This window comes from Rhodococcus pyridinivorans (assembly GCF_900105195.1).
GTDB classification, from domain to species: Bacteria; Actinomycetota; Actinomycetes; order Mycobacteriales; family Mycobacteriaceae; genus Rhodococcus; species Rhodococcus pyridinivorans.
In genome coordinates this window covers 195,712-219,176 of record NZ_FNRX01000002.1, presented here as the reverse complement: position 1 = coordinate 219,176, position 23,465 = coordinate 195,712, and the positions used below count along the sequence as shown (strand labels likewise).

Genomic DNA, 23,465 nt, shown 5'->3' with positions numbered 1-23,465 from the left:
AAACTGCGGGGATCAGGCGGGTGATCAGGAAACGGGGTCGGCGACGTCCTCGCGCCGCACGTGTCCGGGCGGGTCGCTGCTCGACAGGACGGTGTGGAGGTGGGCGCCGTCCTCGTCGTGCCACCGGACGGTGATCGCGTCGTCGCACAGGGCGACGGCGAGTCCCGACACCGCCGGTTCTCCGGCGCCGCCCGGGGTCAATGTCGTCACCAGCGCGACCGGGGTCTGCGCGTGCACGACACTGCCGACGAGCCATGCGGGGACGCGGGATTCGAGCCGGTGCGACCACCAGCCCAGATTCGTGTCGGTGTCGCCGCGGATCTCGCTGCGGATCGGTTCTCCGGAGGACGCGGCGTAGGCGAGCTGCAGGGCGGGTGCGTCCTCCCGGAGGGCGAGATGGCCGCACCCGGCGGGTCGGACGTCGAGGGAGGGGTGCAGCGGCCAGGCGGTGCGGAACTCGTGGTGGCCGGCACCGGTGAACAGGTCCACCACCACCGCGGTGACACGGTCGGGTGGTGCGATGAGCCACCTGCGGTGTACGACGGGTTCGTCGAGCCGGAGGTAGCCGTCGTGCTCGGCGTCCACGAAGCCCGCTGCGGTGTCCACGGAATGCGTGTGCACCCGTGCGTGCTGCCGCCAGAGGAAGGCACCGCCGATGACGGATTGATCGAGTCCGTCCACCGAGGCGGTCGGGTGGGCTCGCGTGCCCCGATGTGCGGACCGCCAGTCGGGATGGCCGTAGTAGCTCGTCACACCCGGATGTCCGACGAGTTCGTGGCCGTCGGCACTCAGGGTGACCGCGAGTGCGTCGGCGTGGCCGTGCGCCGCGATCGACAGGTACCCGAGGGGCCCGACGTCCATGGTGATCCGGCGTCGCCCGGAGCGCAGCACCACGAGGCCGCCGTCGGGCGCGTGGAAGCTGCCGAAGGGTTCGCCACGAGGCACGTCCTCGGTGGCTTTCGTAGGGGCGTCCAGCCATCCGGCCGCCGGCGATCGAGTGCCGGCCCGTATCGCATCGGGTGTGCCGAGGACGGCCCCCACGAGACCGAGATGATCGCGGATGGTGCGCACGGGCGACGCGTCGAGGCGCAGGGCGAACCCTTCGTCGTCGTCCCCGTAGCGCGGTGCCGGGTCGTGGTCTCCGACCACCGTCGCGAGATACCGGCTACTGCGCGTGATCGCGTTCGTGAGCAGGACGGGCGCGTATCCGTCACGTCGCCGGAGCATCTCGGCGACGAGGAGCAGTAGCTCGGCGGTGAACATCTGATAGCCCACGGCCTGTTCGGCACCGCTGCCGTCGGGCAGGATCTGCCGGTCGGCCTCCGCGCACAACGCGGTGACGGCATCACGCTCCCATCGCGGAGAGGGCCGTAGATCGGGGAACAGCAGCGCCACGGTGACAAGGCCCGCGAGTTCACCGATGAGGTGATTGTTCGCCGAGCTGTACAACGAGCGTTCGGCCCAGCATCGGCGGGCGCTCTCCGCGAGCATGCACACGACGGCGCGGAAGCGGGCGACGGTGAGACGCGGACTGTGCCGCAGCCCCTGCAGCGCGACGGCCACCGAGATCGCGCGGATGCCCGCCTCGAACGCTCCGCGCCAGGCGATGCCGCGTCCGGGGGGATTGGCGGCGATCCACGAGTCCAGCTGGTCGAACGCCTCGGCGGCGTAGCGATCGTCGCCGGTCAGGAGCCAGGCCTGCGCCAGCCACGGAAGGTGCTGCAGCCGGTTCAGTTCCCAGATCCACTTCGGGTCGCCGGCCGCAGTGCGGTGATCGATGCGGTGACCGGGCAGCGCCGGCCAGTCGATCCCGCCGATGGGGTCGTGATTCCAGTCGATCTCGGGTCCGAGTGCCGCCTCCGGATAGCCGAAGTAGGCGAAGCGGTGGTCGAGAACCCGATCCGCGGCGACGAGCGTGGCGGCGGCGATCTCGGTTCCGGCGAGGCCGCCGGCCTGTTCGTGGCCGAGGAGGACGGGACGGCCTTCGGTTGCACGGAAACGGTCGAGGGTGCCGCGCCAGTCGAGGTCGGGCCCGACGAGTTGCGCGTCGGTGAACGATCGGGACGGAAGTCGTTGTCCGACCAGGCGGCGGACCCGCCATTCGATCTCGGCGGGTTCCATCGCGCGGAGCCGATGTGCGTACCAGGTGAGTCGTTGCACGGGACCCCCGTTACGAGGTGGTTGCACGGGACCTCCGTTACGAGGTGATCGACAGGGGATCGGCACGGTGCGGATCCCCACCGTAGCAAAATCAAAGTCTGTAGATTGCCGCTTAATCAGACTACAGGTATGTTTAGCGCGAGCGCATCCGAACCGAAGGTGGGCCCATGGCACCTCCGAAGAAACTCGTCGCCGTCCAGCATCGCGTGCGGCGTATGCATCCACTCGCCGCCCTGATGACCCGTGAACTCGGCAGGATCGCAGCGGCGGGCCCCGACGAGATCCGCGCCTTCCAGGAAGGTCGGCTCCGTGCGATGACGCGATGGGCGGCCGTCGCCTCGCCGCTCTACCGGCAGTGGCTCCGCCGCGAGAAGGTGGACCCGCGTGAGATCCGCACCCTCGACGACCTGCGGCGCCTGCCCGTCCTCCGCCGCAACGACCTGATGGACCGTCCCGAGACGTTCCGGGCCTATCCCGCGCGCGCGATGTGGGAGGCCCATTCGAGCGGGACGTCGGGCCGGGCCGTCACCGTCTACCGGACCCCGGGCTCGTCGGTCTACGAGATGCGGGTGCTCGAGCGGCAGTGGAGTTGGTTCGGCCTGCCGCGTGCCCCTCGCCGGGTGACGCTGGGCGGCAGCGACTTCGCGGCCGACCGCCCCGGAAACCCGACCGAGATCGTCCCCGGCGCACGACAGCTGCTGGTGTCGAGTTACCGGCTCACCCCCGACGATCTGCCCACGATCGTGTGGGACATCCGCAGGTTCGGTCCCGACGCGATCGACGGCTGGCCGTCGAGCATCTGTCTGCTCGCGGAACTGCTGTACGAGCAGGGGGAGCGGCTCCCGGTCCGCGCCGTCCTCACATCCTCCGAGACGATGCGGTCCGCCCAGCGCGCCCTGATCCGCGAGGTCTTTCGAGGCCCGATCGTCGATCACTACGGTCAGACGGAGCGCGTCGCGATGGCGGGCACGTGCGAGGCGGGCACGATGCACATCTTCCCCGACTACGGCATCGTCGAACTCGAACCCGTCCCCGGTGTCGCGGACAGATGGGAGATCATCGGAACACCCTTGCACAACTGGGGTTTCCCGATCTTTCGTTACCGGACGGGTGATCTGGTCGGACCGGCACCGGCAGACGGGTGCGCGTGCGGCCGGGCGTTCCCCACCCTCGGAGCGCTCGACGGTCGGGTCGAGGACGCGTTCACCACGGCGGACGGCAGGCCGCTTCCGTTGCCGTCCACCGTGATCGACGACGTCACCGGTGTCCGCGAAGCGCAGATCGCGCAACTCGCACCCGGGCGGTTCGAGATCCGGATGGTTCCGGGCGTGGGCTTCGACGCCGAGCGTGTCGAGCAACAGTACAGACGCAATGTCGAGCGGTTGTTCGGCCCGGGGCAGGAACTCCGCGTGGTGACCCTGGATGCCGTGCCGCGCACCGCCTCCGGAAAACTCAAGACGGCCGTGGTGGAGGGCGGGGGAGACCGTGCCGTTCCGGCGGCCGTGGCCGAGGCCTTCGCCGGTTATCGCCTGGGTCCGGGAGAGTGAGGCGTCATCCTGTGTACAGGAGAACGGGGCGCCGCGGGTCGGGAGGATCCCGGCACCACTACCGATCCGGAGGATCGAAGGGCCGTACGGTGTCCCGCATCCTGCTCGTCGTGCTGGTGACGACGTCGTCGCTGTCCTGCGCGGCGCCCACCGCGCGCGAGACCACCGCGGATGCGGCGTCGACAGCGATGTCCCTGCCGGGTATGCCCGCGACCGGTGAACCGACCTTCCCGAGAACCGCCACCTACTATCTCGACCAGGATCGCCTCCCTCCGATGGACGAGCTCGCCCGATACGATCTCGTGGTTCTCGATCACGAATGGGCGCATCGTGTTCCGGAGTCGTACTTCGACGGGCTCCGGTCGCGGAATCCGCGTGTCCGTCTGCTCGCGTACATGAACCTCGTCGACCTTCCGGGAGCGCTGGGGTCGCCGGGATACTGGGCCGATCGGTACGCCCTGTGGCAGTTCGACGACCCGAACAGCAGCGCCTTCCCGGAGGAATGGCTCGCCACCACGGCATCGGGGGAGCCGGTCAGCGAATGGCCCCGGACGACGATGGCCAACCTCACCGACGTGGCGCCGCGGGTCGACGGCAGGATCTATGCGGAGTACGCCGCGGAGTGGGTCGCCGATCAGGTCTGGTCGACCGGGATCTGGGACGGTGTCCTTCTCGACGTCTGGGGGGATCGGATCTACTCGGCCGACGCGGATGCGTGGGACATCGACGGCGACGGTGTGGACGAACCGGATTCACAGATCTACGGCACCGACGGTCCGTGGGCGCGGGGACTCACCGTGGCGGAGCGGATCATGCGCGAGCGCATGCCCGACGCGATCATCGTCGCGAACGGCGATCGCAGCCCGGTCGACGGCCTGCTCGACGGGCGGGCCTGGGAGAGCTTCGCGGATCCGATGGTCGAGCGCGACCCGGGCATGGACCTCGACCGCTATCTCGAGACGAGTGCCGGCGGAGGACACCGATCGCCGGGAGTGTGGATGACGATCGACCGCCTGGGGACGGGCCGGAGTGTGGCCGACACCTATCGACGAGCGCGCTTCTTTCTCACGGCCACGCTCCTGGGAGACGGTTACTGGGCGCCGATGCTCCTGCACTACGGCAGTACCGCCTACTACGACGAGATGGACGGGGCGGGACTCGGCCCTGGTTATCTGGGCCTGCCCGTCTCCGAGGTCGGCCTGCAGGGCGACGCGGGACGGACCGTGCTCCGCCGGGACTTCGAGAACGGGATCGTCCTCGTGAACAGCGGGGACAATGCCGAACACGTGTACCTCGAGCGCCCCTACCGTCACCTGCAGGGGACGCAGGACCCGAGCGTCAACGACGGCAGCGTCACCGACGAGGTGGTGCTCGAACCGCTGGACGGCCTCATCCTCCTGCGGACGGACTGACCGGTCGATCTGCCCGTCAGCTCGACCGGGCCGTCAGTTCGTCGAGCAGGGCCTCGAACGACCGTGCGGTCCGGGTGATCCGGTACTCGCGTTCCGCGCGTTCGCGGCCGTTCGCGCCGAGGCGGCGGGCGAGTGACCGGTCGGCGGCCAGCACGCACAGTCGTTCCGCGAGTGCTGCGGCGTCTCCGACCGGGACGAGGAAGCCGTCGGTCCCGTCGGTGACCATGTCGGGCAGGCAACCGCATTCGGTGGCCACGACCGGAAGCCCGGCGGCCATGGCTTCGATGACGGTGATGGGTGCACCTTCGTGGACGGACGACAGCGCAGACACGTCCAGTCCCGGCAGCAGTGCCCGGACGTCGCGGCGCACACCTGTGAACACGGTCCGGCCGGAGATACCGAGATCATCGGCGAGCGAACGCAGTTCGGATTCCCTCTCGCCCCCACCGATGACCAGCAGTTGCAGCTCGGGACGGGCGTGTGCGGCGAGCCGCACCGCTTCGAACAGCACCTGGTGTGCCTTCTGACGGCTCAACCGCGCGACGATACCGACGGCGAACGCGTCGGGGGACAGCCCGAGCGTTGCGCGGGCTCGGTCGCGGTCCTCCTCGGTGGGTGGCTCACCGATGTCGATCCCGTTGGTGATGACCACTTCTCGCGTGCGGGACCACGGCCGGCGGGCGACCCCCTCCTCGCGGCGCAGATAGTCGCCCTGGCGCGGTCCCAGCAGCACGAGGGCATCGGAGAGGAAGAGGGTGGACACCACCCACCGGGGAAGACACCGCTTGCCGATGCTCGTCAGATCCATGTCATGTGCGGCAACGAGATTCGTGGGTGTCCCGGCCAGTCGCGCCGCCAGTCTACCGAGTGCCAGGGCGGCATGGTGGTGGTGTGTCACGAGCACGGCGTCGGTGCGGTCGGTACGCAGCATCCGCACGAGCCGTGTCAACCGGCGCGGATCGTAGCGGCCGGATCGGGGGACGACCTCCACCTCGAATCCCGCGCGCCGATATTCCTCGGCGAGCGGGCCGGCTTCGCGCAGGCACACCAGACGGGGGCGCACGACCGACGGATCGAGGTGCCGGAACACCTCGAGCATGAGGACCTCGACGCCCCCGACGAACGTCTGGTCCAGCACGAGCGTGAGGCGGACGGGATCCGTCCGATCGGCTCGCTCCGTCGGCCGTGCGGGTCGCACGATTCTGGACCGTGCGGGTCGCACGATTCCGGACCGTGCGGGTCGCACGATTCCGGCGGACCGTGCGGCTTCCACGAGGGCGGTCTGGGCGCCCTCGACACTTCGGTGGAGTGTGAACTCCGATTCCACGCGTTCCCGCGCGGCCCGCCCCATCTTGCGGGCGAGTTCGGGATCGTCGAACAGTTCGAGCATCCCGTCGGCGAGTGCTCGTTCGTCGCGGGCAGGGACGAGTCGGCCGGTGACCCCGTCGACCAGCATCTCGGGGACACCGCCGACGGCCGTGCACACCGCGGGACGGCCGGATGCCATGGCTTCGAGCAGAGCCATGGGGAAGCACTCGATGCTGTACGACGACAGGACGACGAGATCCAGGGCGCGGAGGATGCGGGGAATGTCGCCGCGTGCACCGGTGAAGACGACGTTCGCGCGCAGACCGGCGGCGTCGGCGATCACTTCGAGGTCCTCGCGGCACGGCCCGTCGCCGATGACAAGGAAACGGGTGTCGGGCCGCACGTCGGCGACCCGCCGTGCGGCGCGGAGGAAACAGGCGTGGTCCTTTTCCGGACGCAGTGCCGCCACGATCCCGACGGTGGGAGCATCCGCGGGCACGCCGAGTTCGGGCAGCACGCTGCGATCGTCGGTGGTGTCGTACAGTGACGGATCGACCCCGTTGTGCACGACGGTGATCTTCTCGGGTGGGTAGCCGAGATCGTCGGTCATGAATGCGCGCTGGGCTTCGGCCACACCGAAATAGGAATCGGTGATCGGATCGAGGCACCGGTCGATCAGTCGCCGGAGCGGGCCGCGAGGTTCGGGATCACCGCAGTGGTGAACCCACACCACGACGTGCGGAACCCGGGCGAGGAAGGCCGCAGCCCGTCCCAGCGTCTCGGCGTTGTATCCCCGCGTGATCACGATGTCGGGACGGAACCGGCGCATCTCCCGCACCAGATCGACGAGGGAACGCACCATCTGTCGTTTTGTCCTGCGCAGCGCCGTTGCGGGAATCGACGAGTCCACCAGGTCGGAGAACAGCGCGCCGGGTTCTCCGATGCAGACGGCACACGAGGTGAAGCGCTGGGGGTCGAGTCGGGGGAGCAGGGTGGTGACGTGCCGTTCGGCGCCGCCCACACCGAGATCCGGCACGACGTACATCAGTCGCAGCGGACGGGACATCTGCCGACCTCTCTGTAGAGGGCGTCGAAACGCCGTGACACGACGTCGACGTCGAATTCCGTGCACACCCGGCGCCAGGCGCCGGCACCGAGACGGGCCCGCTCCGCGTCGTCGGTGACGACCTTCCGGAGGGCGGCGGCGAGGGCGTCGGGATCGTCGGGTGGGACGAGAATTCCCGAATCGGCGTCGACGAGATCGGGTATCCCGCCGACCGGACTGGCCACCACACACAATCCTGCCGCCATGGCTTCGAGGATCGCCATCGGCTGACCTTCGTTCCGGGACGGGAGCACGAGGATGCGGCTGTCCCGGAGCAGTGCGGAAACCTTTTCCGGCGCCGCCCATCCCGCGATGGTGACGGTGTCGTCGATTCCGAGTTCGGCGACCTGCTGTGCGGCCGCGTCCACGGCGCCGTCACCCGCAATCGTCAGGTGCGCGCCGGAGACGACTCCTTCGTGCGCGAGTCGCGCCCATGCCTCGAGCAGGACGAAGGTGCCCTTGCGTTCACCGACCTCGCCGAGGAAGAGCACGTTCACCGGTCGCCCGCCCGGCAGTTGGGAAACGGGCGTCCGGGGCCGGACGGCATTGGGCACGACGATGATCCGGGCGCGAGGTGCGATCTCCTGCAGGCGGCACGCCCACCTCTCCCCGAGTGCGATCACCGCGTCGGCCTCGGTGAGGGTCGCGCGGATGACGGCCCGGGCGGGCTTGGGGCACAGGGAGTAGAAGCGGTGGAACTCGGCACCGTGGACGTGGAGGATCACCGGGATGCGGGCAGCGCGTGCGATCCACGCCAGCGTGGCCTTCCGGACGAAGCTCCCGTACGAGGCGGTGTGGAGGTGTACGACGTCGGGTCGCCTCCGGATCACCGTGTAGGTGAACGAGACCAGCCCGACGGCGAAGGCGACGATCCGGAGGGGGATCGAACCGTTGCGATGGGTGCCGATGTGTTCGATATGCCAGTCGCTCCACAGATCGGTGCCCTGCATCGTGCGAACGAACGAGGCGACACCGCCTCGGGTCGATGTGCTGGTGGAGACCCACAGCACCCGTGGGGCATTCATGACGAGACCTCCTCCGGGGATCTCTCGGGATCCCACTTCCGCGGGACGAACCGGTCGGACCATCCGATCGCCACACCGGCGATGAGCAGTGCCATCGCATTGGTGACATCGAAATTGCGGAGTTCGGCGGTGAACCCGGTGACGAGCAGGCACAGCACGGCGAGGACGGCCGCGATCGCGAGCGGTTGCCCGGTGAGCCGGCCCGGTGGCAACCTGCGGTATGCGCGGACGAGTTGGACGACGAGCAGCACGAGCACCGTGATCCACAACAGACCACCGACGATGCCGAGTTCGGCGAAGATCCCCAGTTCCGTGAAGTGGGCGTCGATACCGAATCCGCCCTCCCACGGGATGCTCGGTCCCCACGCCCGGTGGAAGAAGGTGTTGACGGACACGAAACGCGCGACACCCCATCCGGTGAGCGGTTCCTCGCGGATCGCCCAGAAGGCCGTCGCCATCGCATTGAGCCGGTCGTGGATCTCGCTCGTCGAACCCACCCCGCCGGCCTTCCGGTCGGCGCTGGTGAAGGTGGACCAGTTCATCGCGACGGCGACCACCATCGCCGTGGCCGTCAGGGCGAAAGCGCGGCGGAAGTCTCGGGCGCACAGCAGTCCGACGAGGACGACGATCCCGAACGCCAGCCACACCGCGCGTGTGTAGGTGAGGAAGACGCCGTAGGCGCAGGCCGCGGCGATCACGGCGGCGAGGCGCCGGAGCCAGACGGGTTCGGATTTCTGAGAAGCCAGGACGACCGTGACGATGAATCCGAAGATGAGGATCGTCCCGTTGCCGACGGGCTGATTGGTGACACCCACCGCGCGGCCCGGCCAGTGCTCATTCTCGAGCATGTAGCGCGGCCATACCAGAGCGGTCGGACCTTTGAGCTGGAAGATGCTCATCATCGCCGAGAACGCCGCGATGGCGGTGACGGTCCAGAGCATGCCTCGCACCGCACGCTCCCGATCGAAACTCAGGCGGCCCATGACGAAGACGGCGAACGGGATGACCGTGCCGATGATGATGAAGCGGGACACCGAGGTGGGTTGACTCGTCAGGGGAACCACCGCGGGGAAGCGGTGCGAGGCGAACATCGACCAGAAGTTCCACAGGACGAACAGGCCCATGAAGATCTCGAGCATGCCCAGCTGCCGGATGCGATCGGGGCGCACGGTGATCCAGAGCCCGAACGACCCCAGCGCGACCGCGAAGAGGAAGACGAACAGATCGACGGGCAGCATGGGGATCTCGGGTGTGGGGAGCCGGAAGAACATTGCGACGATCAGCACGAGCACCGCGGTGGCCGGGTGGTAGACCGCCGCGGCGATGACGGCCAGTCCCACCGCCCCGGGCAGGATCAGCGCAAGCAGTTCGCCCGGGAGGACGAATGCGGCCAGGGCCGCGGCGACGAGCAGGCCCGCGGCCGTGGCGACCGTGAGCGCCGCGCGTCCGAACCGGGCTCCCGACGATCGGATGCCCGGCCGGACAGCTCCTGCGGTGGTCATGGTGTCGCACCCGGCTTGCCGGACAGCAGTGTCGCGGCGTCCCGGTCGGGATGGTGGCCGTTGGACGAGATCGTCGTCGTGTCGGGGCCGAGGTTGTCGATCCGTTCGTAGCGCACCGTGGCGAGGGACTCGCCCCGCTTGTTGCGGCGGAAGAGACGGCGGACGAGCGAGCTTCCGGTGCGGGGGTCGACGAGGACCGCGCCGAGCAGTTCGGCGTCGGCGAGCAGTTCGACGGCCTCGCGGGTGGGACCTACCCGGCCCGAGCGCCGATCCAGGACGAGCACGGTCCGGTCGCTCACGACGCACGCGGAGTGGGCGAAGGGATCCTCGGTGAGCGGCGGGACCTCGACGATCACGAGGTCGGCATCGGCCCGAAGCCGTCGCAAGAGGTGGGTGAACCGTTCGCGGTCGAGCGGGGCGTCCGGGTCGTCGAGCAGATCCCGGACGAGTGCCGTGCGTACCGTGACGGCGTTGTCGGCGGCGGTGCGTTCCTGCACCGTGGCGGTGTGCATGTCGGCGTGGAGCAGGACGACGCGCTCGCCCTCACCGGCCCAGAACTCGGCGATCGCCCGTGCAACCTGGCCGGTCGCCGGTGTGCGGGTCGGCGAGACGACGGCCAGGGTCCCCGGCCGCGGTACCTGGCGGTGTCCGGCGCGGGTCGCGAGGCGGACGAAACCGAGATGTCGCGCGCGGTCCTTGCGCCGGCTTCCCCCGCGGGGGATCTCGACGAGCGGATTCACTCCCGTCCTCGTGTGCACGTCGTGGGAGGTGCCGAGGGTGGGGGAGAACAGGGCGGCGAGAACTGCGGCGACGGAGCCGAGGACGAGGCCGCCGAGGAGTCCGACCAGCACGTTGCGGGACATGCTCGGTTCCGACATCGCGATGCCGGCGTCGGGCTGCAGGATCTGGAGCTGGTTGGTCGAATCGCCCTGCAACTGCTGGATCAGCGTCTCGAGTTCGATGATCCGCTGGGTGGTGTAGGCGGGGTCCGCGCCCTCGGTGAGCAGTCTGCGCCGCTCGTCCAGCTGGCTGCGGAGTGCATCGAGAGAAGCATCCTTCTCGGCCCGCCGCACCGCGTCGACGTCCCACCGGAAGTTCGTGGCCAGGGCAAGGGCGGCGTCCTTGGCTCCCACATCGGTACCGGCCGTCGCCTCGACGAAGATCATCGAGCTCGCGGCGGCGGTGCGTGCCTCGAAGGTCGTGCCCGGCGGGAGATCGGTCGAATCCCGAAGTCGCGCTTGGTAGGCGGGATCGTTGAACAGGTCGATGTAGCCCCGCACCATGACGGCGTCCTCCTCGGGGACACGTCCCGGCGAGGAGACGATCAACACCGTCCGGCCGGTGTAACTCGGCTCGGCGGTGTAGGTGCTCACGGCCGACGCGATCACGGCCCCGAGCGTGATGAGAAGGACGAGGGGCCAGAAGTGGCGGATGCGCTGAAGTTGGATCCCGACGGTCGTCGCCGTGCCGAGCGTATCGGCGTCGGTAGTGGTGCTCGTGTGTGTCATGGGGTACCCCAGGTCCTCGGGAGACGACGCTTAAAACAATCTCTGAGTCTCTTTTTACACGATAGAGCAGAGTTTCAGTTTGTTAAATCCCAATTTTGATGGACTATGGATTCGAACAGTACCCATGAGCCTGATTCTGGGTATGCTTCGCTACACCGCACCGCCGGGGACTCCCGGACCCTCCCTCATCGAGGATCGGATCATCGGATGATCGACAATCATTTCGGACTGCACTCGGACGAACCGGCAACGCGACCGGTCCGCATTCTTATCGAGAGCAGCGAGTACTGGCTTCGCAACAACGGCGACCTGGCGATGCTCGAGGTCACGATCACGCGCCTGCGTCGCAGATGGCCCGACGCGCAGATCGGCGTGCTCACCGACGTCCCGCTCCTGCTCCGCGCCTACCACCCGACGGCGAAGGGGATCACCGTCCTCTCGACCGACCCATGGGCCGAGCCGACGGTCGCCGAGGACTTCTTCGCCGCACTGGGACCGCACATCGTCGGCCCGATCGCCCTCGGCATGGTCCGCTTCCGGGTGTGGTTCCCGCAGAAGGCACGCGGACTGCGCCGGCGGCTCGAGCGGCTCGTCCGCGCGCGTCTCCCGTCCGAACAGGCGGTGGAAGCGCCCGTCTCCGCGAGTGAGGCGGCCGCTCGCCGGCCGGTGCACCCGGGCAGCGCGGCCGCCGTCGAGAAGGCCTCCCTCCTGCTCGTGCTCGGAGGCGGCTACATCACCGATTCCGATGCCGCCCAGGCCCACCGTGTCTTCACCCTCATCGAGCACGCCCGCGACCACGGTGTTCCCGTCGCCATGGTCGGCCAGGGCCTCGGACCGCTCGACGACCCCCTCCTGCAGAAACGCGCGGCCGAGGTGATGCCGCGCGTCGACTTCGTCTCCCTGCGGGAGAACCTTCGCGGCCCGGCCATCCTCGAACGGGCCGGTGTGCCGGACGATCGAATCCTCGTCACCGGCGACGACGCGATCGAACTCGCCTACACCGAATGCGACACCGGCCCCGGAACCGACCTCGGCGTGTGCCTGCGTCTCGCCGCCTACGCCCCCGTCTCGGAGATCGCCCGCGACACCGTCCGCAGGGTCGTGCAGGCCGTGGCCACCGAGTACTCCTCGACGCTGGTGCCGCTGATCATCGCGGAATACCGTTCCCAGGACCGCCGTTCGACGCTGCCCATCGTGCGCGGAGCGGACTCGGTGGCCGAACCGCCGCCCCGGTACACCTCGCCCGGACAGCTCGTCGAACAGGTGTCGAGGTGCCGCGTCCTCGTGACCGGTGCCTACCACCTCGCGGTGTTCGCGCTCTCGCGGGGAATCCCTGTGGTCGCCCTGTCATCGACTCGCTACTACGACGACAAGTTCCGCGGCCTCGAGGACATGTTCGGTGGTGGCGTCACCCTGCTGCACCTCGACGATCCCGCGCTCGGAAGCAAACTCGCGGATGCGACGCGCACCTCCTGGCAGCAGGCGGACGAGGTCCGCGGTCGTCTGCGTGCCCGTGCCCGGGAGCAGATCCGCCTGGGACACGTGGCTTTCGAACACGTGCTCGCGCTCGCCGAACGGGCGCGGGTCGAGAACCACTGAGACCACTGGGATCACCGAGCAGTACAGGTCGGAAGGATGTCGCCGGAGTGAGCAGCACGACCCCCGAAGAGACGGACCCTGCGAGCCGGACGGTGGAGACCGGCTCGTCCGGTCGGTCGCTGATGTCCTCGATCGGACGGGTGGCCGGCGCGTCGACTGTCGCGTTGCTCTTCTGCGAACTGGTCTCGCTCGCCCAGACCGTCGCCCTCGCACGCCTGCTCACTCCGGCCGAGATCGGGATCTTCGTCGCGGGAACGGTTCTCACGACCTTCTTCGGCACATTCGTCGAAGGTGGACTGCGGTCGGGGCTCATCCAGCGCGACACCGACGTCGCCGACGCGGCCGAGACCGTCTTCCGCGTGACCCTGCTGGCCGGGATCGTCATGAGCATCGGCGCGCTCGCGGCCGCACCCGTGATCGGGGCGATCTTCGACAGCACCACCGCCGGGCTGGTCGCCGCCGCGACCTCCGGAGTACTGCTGGTCTACTCGGTCGCCAACGTGCCGGAAGCCATGCTGCAACGCGAATTCAGCGTCAAGAGGCGGCTGATCGTCGGTCCCGCCGTCGCCGTCAGCTACGCGACGGTCGCGGTGTCGACGGCCGCCCTCGGCTGGGGCGTGTGGAGCATGGTCGCCGGCACCTACGTCTCGTACATCACCCTGGTGGTATCCGTCTGGACGATCACCAGCTGGCGGCCGGGTCGCGGCCGCGCCTCGTTCGCCCTCTGGCGCGAACTCGCCCGCTACGGAGCACCCCTCGTGCTCGGAATGATCGGCTCGCGGGTGCAGGCGGCGACGGAGGCGGTGGTGGTCGGCCGAGGGCTCAGCGCCTCCGACCTCGGCTTCTTCCGGTACGGCCAGCGGATCGCCCGGATCCCGGCGATGGCGATCATCGAGATCGGGTCGGTCGCACTGTTTCCTGCCTTCTCACGGATCGCCAAGGACCCCGACAGGCTCGTCTCGGCCTATCTGCGCGCCCTGCAGTGGGCGACCATCGGAGCCGCCGCGTGTTCCGGACTGATGATCGCTGCCGGCACACCCGCCGTCGTCGTCGTGCTGGGAGAGCCGTGGCGCGGAGCCGGACCGGTGGTCGTCGCCCTGGCCGGTCTCAGCCTCGGCAAGGCGTTCATCTGCGTGAGCGAGGAGATCATCAAGGGATGCGGCCGGACGGGTCTGCTGAACTGGTACACGCTCACCGAGGTCGGTGTGGGTCTGGCGCTCCTGCTCGTGTTCGTCGGATTCTTCGGCCTCGTCGGAGCAGCACTGTCCGTGTCGATCACGGCCATCGTCGTGGGGATCGTCGTCATGGCCCTCGCCAGGAGATGCATCCCGGTGTCGCTCTCGCAGCTCGCCGGCGCGATCCTTCCCCCGCTGCCCGCTGCGGCAGTCGCGACGGTCGTGCTCTGGTTGTTCGAACACCATCTCGCACACAGCGATACGCACCCCACCCTCGCCGCCGTCGCCTTGTTGGCACTCGACGCACTCGTCTTCGCAGCCGCCTATCTTCTGGCGCTCGGCGTGTTCGCGAGATCTGCCACGACCGACCTGGTCGGCACGGTCCGCCGACTTGTCGCAACCGCCGTCAGGACGAGGAGAGATACCCGTGTCGATTCCTAGAACCCATCCCGAGAAACACGGCTCCGCCGAACTCGCCGCGGTCGCGCGGTCCGGGGAGGTGGTCCGGCTCCGGCCCCCGCGGTTCTCGGACCATCGGGAGTGGCGCCGGATCCGGCTGCGCGACCGGGCCATCATCGAACCGTTCTGGGCGACCAGTCCGCTGTCCTGGGAGGCGCGGCACACCCAGGACGAATGGGTGCAGGAGTGCCTGCACCTGCGATCCTGCCGCCGGTCGCGCGGCTTCGTGATCGAAGTCGACGGGCGTTTCGCCGGACAGGTCAACCTGTTCGGCATCGATCACGTGAGCCGCTCCGCGGAGCTGGGTATCTGGATGGATTCGGCGGTGGGTGGTCGGGTCATCGGGCACCTGGCGATATCGATCCTGATGGACCACGCGTTCACCGCCCTGGGACTGTACCGGCTGACCGCGCCGATCTGTGTCGACAACCTCCCGGCCGCCCGCGGCGCGGACCGGCTCGGGTTCGTCCGGGAGGCGACGATGAAGAAGTCCTTCGCGGCAGGAGGTCGTCGCAAGAACCACATCCTGTTCGCTATGACGGCCGATCGGGTGCCCGGCGAGGGACTGACCGCGCAGTGGTCCGATCCCTCGGTTCCCCTCGTCCTACCGGTGTGCTCGGTCGACCGGCGCATCTCGCCGAGAAGTCTCGCGATCGGCTGTCGGTACGTGCTCGGTACCGCGAAACGGCTGGCTCCCGGACGCGCAGCGCTGCAAGCGGCACCCGCCCACGTCGGTGGGCTGATCCTGCGACCGGTCCACGCCCTGTCTCCTCCTCTGTTGCGACGACACTGCGGGGAGGAGGACGCCGTCCTGGACGGGATGTGGCAACCGAGTTCACCGCTGGCGGGCTGGTCGGGGCACGCCTTCGGATACCGCGTGGAGAAGGACGGCCGGCACCTCGGCACAGTCGGTTTCGAACCGATCGATCTCGTCCGGCACGACGCCACACTGCGTGTGGACGCGACCGGCGACGACAGTCACCGGGCGCTCCTGCAGGCAGCGGGATGGCTGCTCGACCGGGCATTCGGGGTGCTGAACATCGAGCGGGTGCAGACCGGGGTCGATTCCTGCAACGCGGTGGCAGCCGGTTTCGCGAAGGCGCTCGGGCTCACCCTCGAAGGACGGATGCGAGGCATCACCACACGCGACGAACGGCTGCGCGATCTCGACCTGTGGGCCAAGGTCGCGGACGGCAGCGCAGACAGCGAAACACACAGACTCGATCACGCAACCCCCGCGGGAGAATGACGATGACCGAATCCGTCGACCTATCAGAGAAATTCGACAGGTCCGCCCACCTCCAGCGGCGCCTCCACGAACTCGTGCCCGGAGGTGCCCACACCTACGCCCGTGGTCCGGACCAGTATCCCGAACACATGACGCCGGTCCTCACCCACGGAAACGGCGCACACGTGTGGGACGTCGACGGGAACCGCTACGTCGAATACGGGATGGGACTGCGGTCGGTGACGCTGGGACACGGCTACCGCCCGGTCGTCGACGCCGTCACCGAAGCCGTGCGCAGAGGGACGAATTTCAGCCGTCCCACCCTCCTCGAAGTCGAGGCGGCCGAGGACTTCCTGTCGCTCGTGCCCGGCGCCGACATGGTCAAGTTCGCCAAGAATGGATCCGACGCCACCACCGCGGCGGTCCGTCTCGCACGCGCCGTCACGGGGCGCGATCACATCGCCGTCTGCGACCACCCCTTCTTCTCCGTCGACGACTGGTTCATCGGCACCACGCCGATGAGCGCGGGCATCCCGGAGAGTTCGCGATCACTCACGCTGCGCTTCCGCTACAACGACCTCGCATCGCTCGACGCTGCCCTCACGTCGCACCCCGTGGCGTGCGTCGTCCTCGAAGCGGCCACTGCCACAACAGAACCCGCACCCGGATTCCTCGAGGGAGTGCGCCGGCTGTGCGATCGCCACGGTGCGCTCATGGTGCTCGACGAGATGATCACCGGGTTCCGCTGGTCGGAGCACGGGGCGCAGTCGGTCTACGGCGTGCGGCCCGACCTGTCGTGCTGGGGCAAGGCGATGGGGAACGGATTCCCCATCTCCGCGCTCGCCGGTCGCCGCGAGTACATGGAACTCGGCGGACTCGGGACCGACGCCGAACGGGTCTTCCTGCTCTCGACCACCCACGGACCGGAAGCGGCGTCGCTCGCGGCCTTCCGCGCAGTGGTACGCGCGTACGGGACCGAGCGGCCGATCGAACGGATGGAGGCCGCCGGAACGCGCCTGGTCAGCGCGGTGAACGCGCTCTCAGCGGAGATGGGACTCGACGAATACGTCCGGGTCGAGGGCAGACCGTCCTGCCTGGTGTTCTCGACGCGAGGACCCGACGGGACGCCCTCGCAGGAGTACCGGACGCTGTTCCTCGCCGAACTGCTCGACCGCGGGGTCCTGGGCCAGTCGTTCGTCGTGTCGGCGGCCCACACCGACGACGACATCGACCTCACGGTCGCCGCGGTGGAAGCGGCGCTCGTGGTGTACCGGAAGGCGATCGACGCCGGGAGTGTCCGGGGTCTCCTGCGCGGACGGCCGGTGGCACCTGCCCTCCGCCGCTTCGCTGCCCCGCGCCGACTGCCGTAGAGGTCAGCGCAGGATCAGGCAGGTGGTCGAACCCGTCGCGAGCAGGCGGCCCTCGGAGTCGCGGGCCTCGCCGCGCGCCGTCGCCGTGCGACGTCCGGTGTGCTCGCAGAAGCCCTGCACACGGATGACGCCCTTGCCGGTCTGCACCGGACGCACGTAGCGGACCTGCAGGTCGAGGGTCGTGTACCCGACCCCGGCCTCGAGGGTGCTCGACACGCAGAAGCCCATCGCGGTGTCGAAGAGGGTAGCGAGCACGCCGCCGTGGATGCTGCCCACCGCGTTGGCGTGGAACTCCTGCGGCTCGAGGGTGACCTCGGCGAAGCCCTCGCCGGCATCGGTGACGGTGAAGCCGAGCGTGCGGGAGGTGGGGTGGTGCGGGATCGTCCCGTCCATCAGCCCGCGCAGGAAGTCGAGTCCGTGCATGTCGCGGTTGGCCGCCGACGTCGGTGCCGGGTCCTCCCACGTGTAGGTACGCTGCCGCTGCTGTTGCTCGTCCGTGCTCACGATGACCGACCGTATCCCACCTCCGGAGGGGTGACATGTGGAGCCGGGCGTGCCATTCTCGTTGCATGCGCCGTCGATGTTGATCCGATCCGGTGACCTCGCTGTCCGCGCGGGTGGTCGCGTACGCGTCCGTCCGTGAGTTCGTGCCGCTCTACGGCCTGTACGCGTTGCTGTTCGAGGATCACGGTCTCGACACCCGTTCCATCTCCTCGCTGTTCGTCCTGTGGTCGGTGGTCGCCTTCGTCTCCGAGGTGCCGTCGGGTGCGTGGGCCGACACCGTCTCCCGTCGCGGTCTGCTGTTCGGCAGCGGAGCCCTGCTCACGGCAGCGTTCACGATGTGGCTGGTGTGGCCCGGTTACTGGGGATTCGCGCTCGGTTTCGTCCTATGGGGCATCAGCGAGTCGATGAAATCCGGCACCTTCGAGGCCCTCGTGTACGACGAACTCGCCGCGCGCGGGTGCGAACACCGGTACGCGGCGATCATGGGATACGCCAACGCGGGTGAGATGACGTGTGTCTTCGTCGCGATCCTCACGGCGGCACCGCTGTTCGAACTCGGCGGCTACGCGCTCGTGGGCTGGGTGTCGGTCGCGATCACCGTCGTCGACATCGCGCTCGTGGGAACGCTTCCCGCCGCACCGAAGGTGGAGGAGGCCGATGAGATCGCCGGCAGAGGCGACACCGTCCTCGTCCGCTACATGTCGTCGCTGCGCGCGGGAACGTCCGAGATCCGCACCGACCGGGTGGTGCGACGATCGGTCGTCCTCGCGGCCGCCCTGCTCGCCTGCCTCGCCTTCGACGAGTACTTCGCTCTCCTCGCACGCGAATCGGGAGCGGAGACCGGATTCGTGCCGGTGCTGGTCGCGCTGACGGCCGTCGGACAGGTGGTCGGTGCCGCGACCGCCGGACGGACTGCGACGATGAGCGGCCGCACCATGGGTGCCGTCGTGATCGTCGGATCGGCACTGATCGCCGGTGGTGCACTCGCCGGGGGGATCGCCGGATTCACGGCGATCGGTGTGGGCTACGGCGCGCTGCACAACACGGCGATCGTCGCCGAGGCGCGCCTGCAGGACACGATGTCCGGTCGTGCCCGCGCGACCGTCTCGTCCGTCGTCGGCCTGACGAGCGAGGTGCTGTCGGTGGCGGTCTTCGCCGCCTACGCGATCGGCTCGCTGTGGTTGCCGATGGCGGCGCTGGTCGCGGTGACGGTGCTCCCGCTGGTCGGGTTGGGCGTGGTCGCGCCGAGGCTGTTGCCCGCGGCGCGACCCGCCGGGACCGAACGGGAGCGGTGACTACCGGATGCGGATCACAGCTTGGTGCTGCGCAGTTCGTGACCCTTCGAGGTCTTGCAGCGGCCCGATTCGAGATCCCACTGCCAGCCGTGCAGGTTGCAGGTCAGCGTGGTGCCGTCGACGACACCGAACTTCGACAGGTCGGCCTTCAGGTGCGGGCAGCGACGCTGGATCTCGTAGCCGCCCAACTCGATCGACGCCGAGTCGTCGTGCGCCTCGGCGAACCAGCCGTCGGCGTACGCGATGCGCTCGTCGGTCAGGCACTTGAAGAAGGTGTAGAGGAACTCGTTGTATCCGCCGATGCGCCAGGCCGTGAACCGGGTGGACAGGAAGATCGTGTTGACCCAGTCGGGCTCGTCGTCGCGCAGAACCGTGCGCACGAGCTCGGGAGCGATACGGAAACCGTAGCGGTACTTGCCTTCTCCCTCGATGGGTTCGCGCACGACGCGCTTGGGGAAGTCGAGCACCACGGTCTCGTCGCCCATCACCAGACCCACCGGGTAACCGATGCCGTCGCAGATGAGATCGGACTGCGCCATGATCGGCTCGAACTTCGCCTTGAGTGCGGGCAGCAGCGGCTCGCCCTCGGCGGGAGCCCAGGCCGCCTTCTGCGCCGCGATCACCGGAGCGAAGCGCTGCGCCATGTCCTCGATGTAGGCGGCCTTGTTCGTGAAGATCGCCTCGACCTGCTCGTCGGGGATCGGGTGCGTGAGCGTCATGGGCTCGCTGCCCTTCAGATCCACCACCGAACCCGGGATCATGAGCAGACCGCCCTCGCGGCCGTGGATGCGCAGTTGCTCGAGGAAGACCTGCTGGTCGGGGAAGATGTTGCCCTCGTCGCCGTGGTCGTCGTTGAGGTCGCGCAGGTCGTCGTCGAGGAAGACCGGCGGACCGGCCGACGGCACGATCCACGTCGCGTCGACTTGGTCGATGTAGCTGCGGCAACGGTCCATGCCGCGCTGGCGCTTCTGCTTGCCGAAGTTGGCCTTGGTCTTCTTCGGGATGTCGTAGACCATCGGGTACCAGATGGCGCCCGAGTACTGCAGCAGGTGGATGTCGATCTTCCCGAACGCCTCGTGCATGACGTCCATGTCGATCGGCCGCGCGTCGTTCATGTTGAACACGGTCGACTCACCGTCGGAGACGATCAGGCCCGAGTCGCCGATCGGTCCGTCGGCCGGCGCACGCAGCGCGATGATCATGATGTCGAGATCGCCCGGCGAGAGCGGAGCTTGCGGAGCGACCTCGATAGTGCCGTGCCGCAGCCGGTGCTTGACGGAGTCGGTGGTCTCGAAGAATTTCGAGAAACCGAGCTTCTCGAGCTCGCGACGCAGGTCCGGTACCGGATAGTCGGGCAGCAGGACGGTCGCGTCCTTGTTGACGTGCTTGCTCAGCGTGTCGGGATCGAAGTGATCCTTGTGCAGATGCGAGACGTACAGGTAGTCGACGTTGCCGAGAGCGTCCCAGTCGAGACCGGTGTTGTCCGGGAAGGGCACCCACGAGGCGAAGTACGCGGGCGTGACCCACGGATCGCACAGGATGGACCCCGCTTCGGTCTGGATGTGGAAACCGGCGTGTCCGACGCTGGTGATCTGCACTTCGTACCCTCCTGACGTGCTGACCGACGCCTACCAGAGTAGGCGCCGCCCGTCAGTCCACTGCGCCCAGGCAGTACCCGTTGCTGCCCGTGGTGAGCAGGACCACCAGGTCACGGGGTGTACGGGCCTCGACGATCGGAATCGTCACATTCGTGTACACCTCCGAGACCGGGGTGACGGAAGCGGCCGCGGCGTCGAAGGATTCGAGGTCGCCGACGACGTCGGGATCGGTGGCCAGCGGCGGCACTCCGGGGTTCCCGGTGCCCCAGGGATCCCACGTGCCCCGCGCCTCGCACACCAGTGGGTACCGCTCCTCGGTGTCGTCCGGATCCACCGGCGCGCCGATCGCCCGTCCGAGGAATCGTTCGACGGCGTAGCGGGCGTCCTCGTCGGTGTAGCCCGGCGCGCCGGTCGGGTTCACGTACGGGCACGCGTAGCCGGACGCGATCTCGCTGCGCAGGACGGACAGGTCGATGCCACCGGCCGACCACGTCACCGCGTACTGGCCGTCCCTGCCCGGCTGCTGCACCGCGGCGGTGATCGCGTCGACGTCGGCGTACATCTGCCGGGCCCGTTCCGGGGCGATCGTCCAGCACTTGCCCACCACATCGATGCCGCCGACGAGGTCGTTCGTCCATGCCTGCAGCGCCGCGGTGGCGGCGGGATTACCGGGGACGTCCCCGACGACCACCGCGGGCGTCGCGGCGGGGGTGGTCTCCTCGACGGTTTCCGCCGCGGTCGGTTCCGGGCTCTCGGTCGGGATGCCGGACTGCCCGTCGCCCTCGCAACCGGCGACGGTGAGGACCACGGCGACGGCGAGGCCGGCGAATGCGAGTACGTCGGGCTTTCGGGCGAGGGTGCGCACAGTAGTGGCCTTTCGACGATGATCACGGTCGTTCCTCCACCGGGCCCCGCTAGGCTGACCGGCGTGGAACCCTTCTATCGGACCATCATCGGTGTCGCCCGCACGCTCTTCGCAGCGCAAGGGCTGAAGTTCGCGATCACCGGGGCGGAGAACATCCCGGCGACGGGTGGTGCGGTCATCGCGATCAACCACACCGGCTACATGGACTTCACCTACGCCGGGATCCCCGCCCGGGTCACCAAGCGGTACATCCGCTTCATGGCGAAGAAGGAAGTCTTCGACCACAAGATCTCCGGCCCCATGATGCGCGCGATGAAGCACATCCCCGTCGACCGCGGCGACGCCGGCGAGTCCTACCGACTCGCCGTGGAGGCGCTGCGTGCCGGTCAGCTCGTGGGTGTCTTCCCGGAGGAGACGATCAGCCGCAGCTTCGAACTCAAGGCGTTCCGGTCCGGCGCGGCACGGATGGCGAACGAAGCCGGTGTCCCGGTGGTCCCCATGGTCATCTGGGGGTCGCAGCGGGTGTGGACGAAGGGCCACCCGAAGCGGCTCGGACGTACGAACACCCCGATCACCATCGAGGTGGGCGCCCCCATCCATCCGTTCGAGCCGGCAGCGGAGATGACCGCGCAGCTCCACGCGACCATGGAGAAGATGCTTCACCGGGTCCAGGACGGTTACATCCACGAGGACGGTGCCTACTGGGTGCCCCGCCGCCTGGGCGGATCCGCGCCGACCCTCGAGGAGGCGACCGCCCTGGACGAGGCCGCGGCCGCCGAGCGTCGCGCCCGGAAGGCCCGGGAACGTGCCGCCCGTGAAGGTGCTGCCGGTAGCGGCAACGATGACGCAGGCGGCGACCGCGGTACTTCGGCACAATGACGGAGTGAACGCACAGTCGAGTCGAGAGCCGTATCGGGACCACATCACGGACGCGGTGCGTCCTGCTTCCACGGACGCGGTGCGTCCTGCTTCCACGGACGCGGTGCGTCCCGGATTGGTGGCTACGGACGTGGACGGCACCCTGATCGACGACACCGAGAAGGTGTCCGATCGGACCCGCGCCGCGGTACATGCGGTGGTCGACTCCGGTGTTCCGTTCGTCCTGGCCACCGGCCGCCCGCCGCGCTGGATCGCGCCGGTCGTCGAAGAGCTGGGCTACGCGCCCATGGCGGTGTGCGCGAACGGTGCCGTGCTCTACGACAGTTCCACCGACCGTGTGCTCAGCGCCGCGGTGCTCGAGGTCGACGAACTGGCGTGGCTCGCCGAGGTGGCCTCGTCGGTGCTTCCCGGTTGCGGTCTGGCCGCGGAGCGGGTGGGGGATCGGGCCCACGACGCGGCGACGCCGCAGTTCGTCAGCGCTCCCGGTTACGAACATGCCTGGCTGAATCCGGACAACACCGAACTCGCCGAGCACGAGGTGATCAGTGAGCCCGCCATCAAGTTGCTCGTCCGGCTCCCCGGCGCGACCAGCCGGGAGATGGCGGAGGCTCTCGTGCCGAAACTGCACGGGCTGGTCGACGTGACCTATTCGACGACCCACGGGCTCATCGAGATCTCCGCGGCGGGGGTCACGAAGGCTTCCGGTCTCCAGGAGATGGCCCGGCTACTGGGTGTCTCCCACGAGAATCTCGTGGCCTTCGGCGACATGCCCAACGACATCCCGATGCTGTCGGTAGCGCGTCACGGTGTGGCGATGGAGAACGCGCATCCGGACGCGAAGTCGGTCGCAGACGAAGTCACCGCCACCAACGTCGAGGACGGGGTGGCCCGCGTTCTCGAACGGTGGTGGCGGTGACTCGTTCCTA

17 protein-coding genes are annotated in these 23,465 nt (G+C 68.7%); 9 read left to right on the top strand and 8 right to left on the bottom strand.

Annotated elements, in window-relative coordinates; all coding sequences use genetic code 11:
* Nucleotides 1-24: 24 nt before the first annotated feature.
* Nucleotides 25-2,160 carry an alginate lyase family protein gene (locus BLV31_RS01600; RefSeq protein WP_072740468.1) on the bottom strand — a complete coding sequence of 712 codons (2,136 nt, stop codon included), beginning with the start codon at nt 2,158-2,160 and terminating at the stop codon, nt 25-27.
* Nucleotides 2,161-2,327: 167 nt separating this feature from the next.
* On the opposite strand from BLV31_RS01600, the gene BLV31_RS01595 reads away from it, so the two are divergent.
* Nucleotides 2,328-3,707 carry a phenylacetate--CoA ligase family protein gene (locus BLV31_RS01595; RefSeq protein ID WP_064060548.1) on the top strand — a complete coding sequence of 460 codons (1,380 nt, stop codon included), beginning with the start codon at nt 2,328-2,330 and terminating at the stop codon, nt 3,705-3,707.
* Between the two features lie 89 nt (nt 3,708-3,796).
* Nucleotides 3,797-5,119 (top strand): putative glycoside hydrolase, encoded by a 1,323-nt coding sequence (locus BLV31_RS01590; RefSeq protein WP_064060547.1) that lies wholly within the window; start codon nt 3,797-3,799, stop codon nt 5,117-5,119.
* A gap of 16 nt (nt 5,120-5,135) precedes the next feature.
* Here the strand turns inward: BLV31_RS01590 and BLV31_RS01585 are convergent, their stop codons facing one another.
* The 4 genes from BLV31_RS01585 to BLV31_RS01570 are packed head-to-tail and all read right to left on the bottom strand — an operon-like array spanning nt 5,136 to nt 11,567.
* The gene (locus BLV31_RS01585; protein WP_064060546.1) at nt 5,136-7,493 is read right to left on the bottom strand and encodes a glycosyltransferase; all 2,358 of its coding nucleotides are present in this window, start codon (nt 7,491-7,493) and stop codon (nt 5,136-5,138) included.
* On the bottom strand, nt 7,472-8,557 hold the full coding sequence (locus tag BLV31_RS01580; RefSeq protein WP_064060545.1) for a glycosyltransferase family 4 protein: 1,086 nt from the start codon (nt 8,555-8,557) through the stop codon (nt 7,472-7,474). The genes BLV31_RS01585 and BLV31_RS01580 overlap by 22 nt, the downstream gene beginning before the upstream one ends.
* The gene (locus BLV31_RS01575) at nt 8,554-10,059 is read right to left on the bottom strand and encodes an O-antigen ligase family protein (RefSeq protein ID WP_064060544.1); all 1,506 of its coding nucleotides are present in this window, start codon (nt 10,057-10,059) and stop codon (nt 8,554-8,556) included. The genes BLV31_RS01580 and BLV31_RS01575 overlap by 4 nt, the downstream gene beginning before the upstream one ends.
* Complete coding sequence (locus BLV31_RS01570; protein ID WP_064060543.1) at nt 10,056-11,567, bottom strand: P-loop NTPase family protein; 1,512 nt, start codon at nt 11,565-11,567, stop codon at nt 10,056-10,058. The genes BLV31_RS01575 and BLV31_RS01570 overlap by 4 nt, the downstream gene beginning before the upstream one ends.
* Nucleotides 11,568-11,774: 207 nt before the next feature.
* On the opposite strand from BLV31_RS01570, the gene BLV31_RS01565 reads away from it, so the two are divergent.
* Genes BLV31_RS01565 through BLV31_RS01550 form a run of 4 tightly spaced genes read left to right on the top strand, consistent with a single transcriptional unit; the run spans nt 11,775 to nt 17,398 of the window.
* Nucleotides 11,775-13,166, top strand: a complete 1,392-nt coding sequence (locus BLV31_RS01565) for a polysaccharide pyruvyl transferase family protein (protein ID WP_064060542.1) — start codon at nt 11,775-11,777, stop codon at nt 13,164-13,166.
* A gap of 47 nt (nt 13,167-13,213) precedes the next feature.
* Nucleotides 13,214-14,782, top strand: coding sequence for an oligosaccharide flippase family protein (locus BLV31_RS01560; protein ID WP_081364950.1), 1,569 nt, complete (start codon nt 13,214-13,216; stop codon nt 14,780-14,782).
* Entirely contained in the window at nt 14,769-16,049 is a 1,281-nt protein-coding gene (locus BLV31_RS01555; protein WP_064060541.1) for a GNAT family N-acetyltransferase, read from the top strand. The genes BLV31_RS01560 and BLV31_RS01555 overlap by 14 nt, the downstream gene beginning before the upstream one ends.
* 2 nt (nt 16,050-16,051) lie before the next feature.
* Nucleotides 16,052-17,398: a glutamate-1-semialdehyde 2,1-aminomutase gene (locus BLV31_RS01550; RefSeq protein WP_064060540.1), complete on the top strand. Its 1,347-nt coding sequence runs from the start codon at nt 16,052-16,054 to the stop codon at nt 17,396-17,398.
* A 3-nt stretch (nt 17,399-17,401) separates the two neighbouring features.
* Here BLV31_RS01550 and BLV31_RS01545 read toward each other — a convergent pair whose 3' ends face one another.
* A complete protein-coding gene (locus BLV31_RS01545; protein WP_006553428.1) occupies nt 17,402-17,902 on the bottom strand; it encodes a PaaI family thioesterase in 501 nt (166 codons plus the stop codon).
* A gap of 92 nt (nt 17,903-17,994) precedes the next feature.
* Between BLV31_RS01545 and BLV31_RS01540 the strand changes: the two genes are divergently transcribed.
* Nucleotides 17,995-19,197, top strand: coding sequence for an MFS transporter (locus BLV31_RS01540; protein WP_064060539.1), 1,203 nt, complete (start codon nt 17,995-17,997; stop codon nt 19,195-19,197).
* A gap of 14 nt (nt 19,198-19,211) precedes the next feature.
* Here the strand turns inward: BLV31_RS01540 and BLV31_RS01535 are convergent, their stop codons facing one another.
* Entirely contained in the window at nt 19,212-20,795 is a 1,584-nt protein-coding gene (locus BLV31_RS01535; RefSeq protein WP_064060538.1) for a Rieske 2Fe-2S domain-containing protein, read from the bottom strand.
* 52 nt (nt 20,796-20,847) lie between these two features.
* On the bottom strand, nt 20,848-21,660 hold the full coding sequence (locus BLV31_RS01530; RefSeq protein ID WP_064060537.1) for a hypothetical protein: 813 nt from the start codon (nt 21,658-21,660) through the stop codon (nt 20,848-20,850).
* A gap of 63 nt (nt 21,661-21,723) precedes the next feature.
* Between BLV31_RS01530 and BLV31_RS01525 the strand changes: the two genes are divergently transcribed.
* Nucleotides 21,724-22,539 (top strand): lysophospholipid acyltransferase family protein, encoded by an 816-nt coding sequence (locus tag BLV31_RS01525; RefSeq protein WP_006553432.1) that lies wholly within the window; start codon nt 21,724-21,726, stop codon nt 22,537-22,539.
* Entirely contained in the window at nt 22,502-23,455 is a 954-nt protein-coding gene (locus BLV31_RS01520) for an HAD family hydrolase (RefSeq protein WP_231412381.1), read from the top strand. Before BLV31_RS01525 ends, BLV31_RS01520 begins: the two co-directional genes overlap by 38 nt.
* Nucleotides 23,456-23,465 lie beyond the last annotated feature (10 nt).

What these genes read in the sequence shown, in the direction of transcription:
- BLV31_RS01585 (WP_064060546.1), bottom strand. Translation starts at nt 7,493, where the DNA reads ATGTCCCGTCCGCTGCGACTGATGTACGTCGTGCCGGATCTCGGTGTG.
- BLV31_RS01570 (WP_064060543.1), bottom strand. Translation starts at nt 11,567, where the DNA reads ATGACACACACGAGCACCACTACCGACGCCGATACGCTCGGCACGGCG.
- BLV31_RS01520 (WP_231412381.1), top strand. Translation starts at nt 22,502, where the DNA reads ATGACGCAGGCGGCGACCGCGGTACTTCGGCACAATGACGGAGTGAAC.
- BLV31_RS01580 (WP_064060545.1), bottom strand. Translation starts at nt 8,557, where the DNA reads ATGAATGCCCCACGGGTGCTGTGGGTCTCCACCAGCACATCGACCCGA.
- BLV31_RS01575 (WP_064060544.1), bottom strand. Translation starts at nt 10,059, where the DNA reads ATGACCACCGCAGGAGCTGTCCGGCCGGGCATCCGATCGTCGGGAGCC.
- BLV31_RS01565 (WP_064060542.1), top strand. Translation starts at nt 11,775, where the DNA reads ATGATCGACAATCATTTCGGACTGCACTCGGACGAACCGGCAACGCGA.
- BLV31_RS01550 (WP_064060540.1), top strand. Translation starts at nt 16,052, where the DNA reads ATGACCGAATCCGTCGACCTATCAGAGAAATTCGACAGGTCCGCCCAC.
- BLV31_RS01595 (WP_064060548.1), top strand. Translation starts at nt 2,328, where the DNA reads ATGGCACCTCCGAAGAAACTCGTCGCCGTCCAGCATCGCGTGCGGCGT.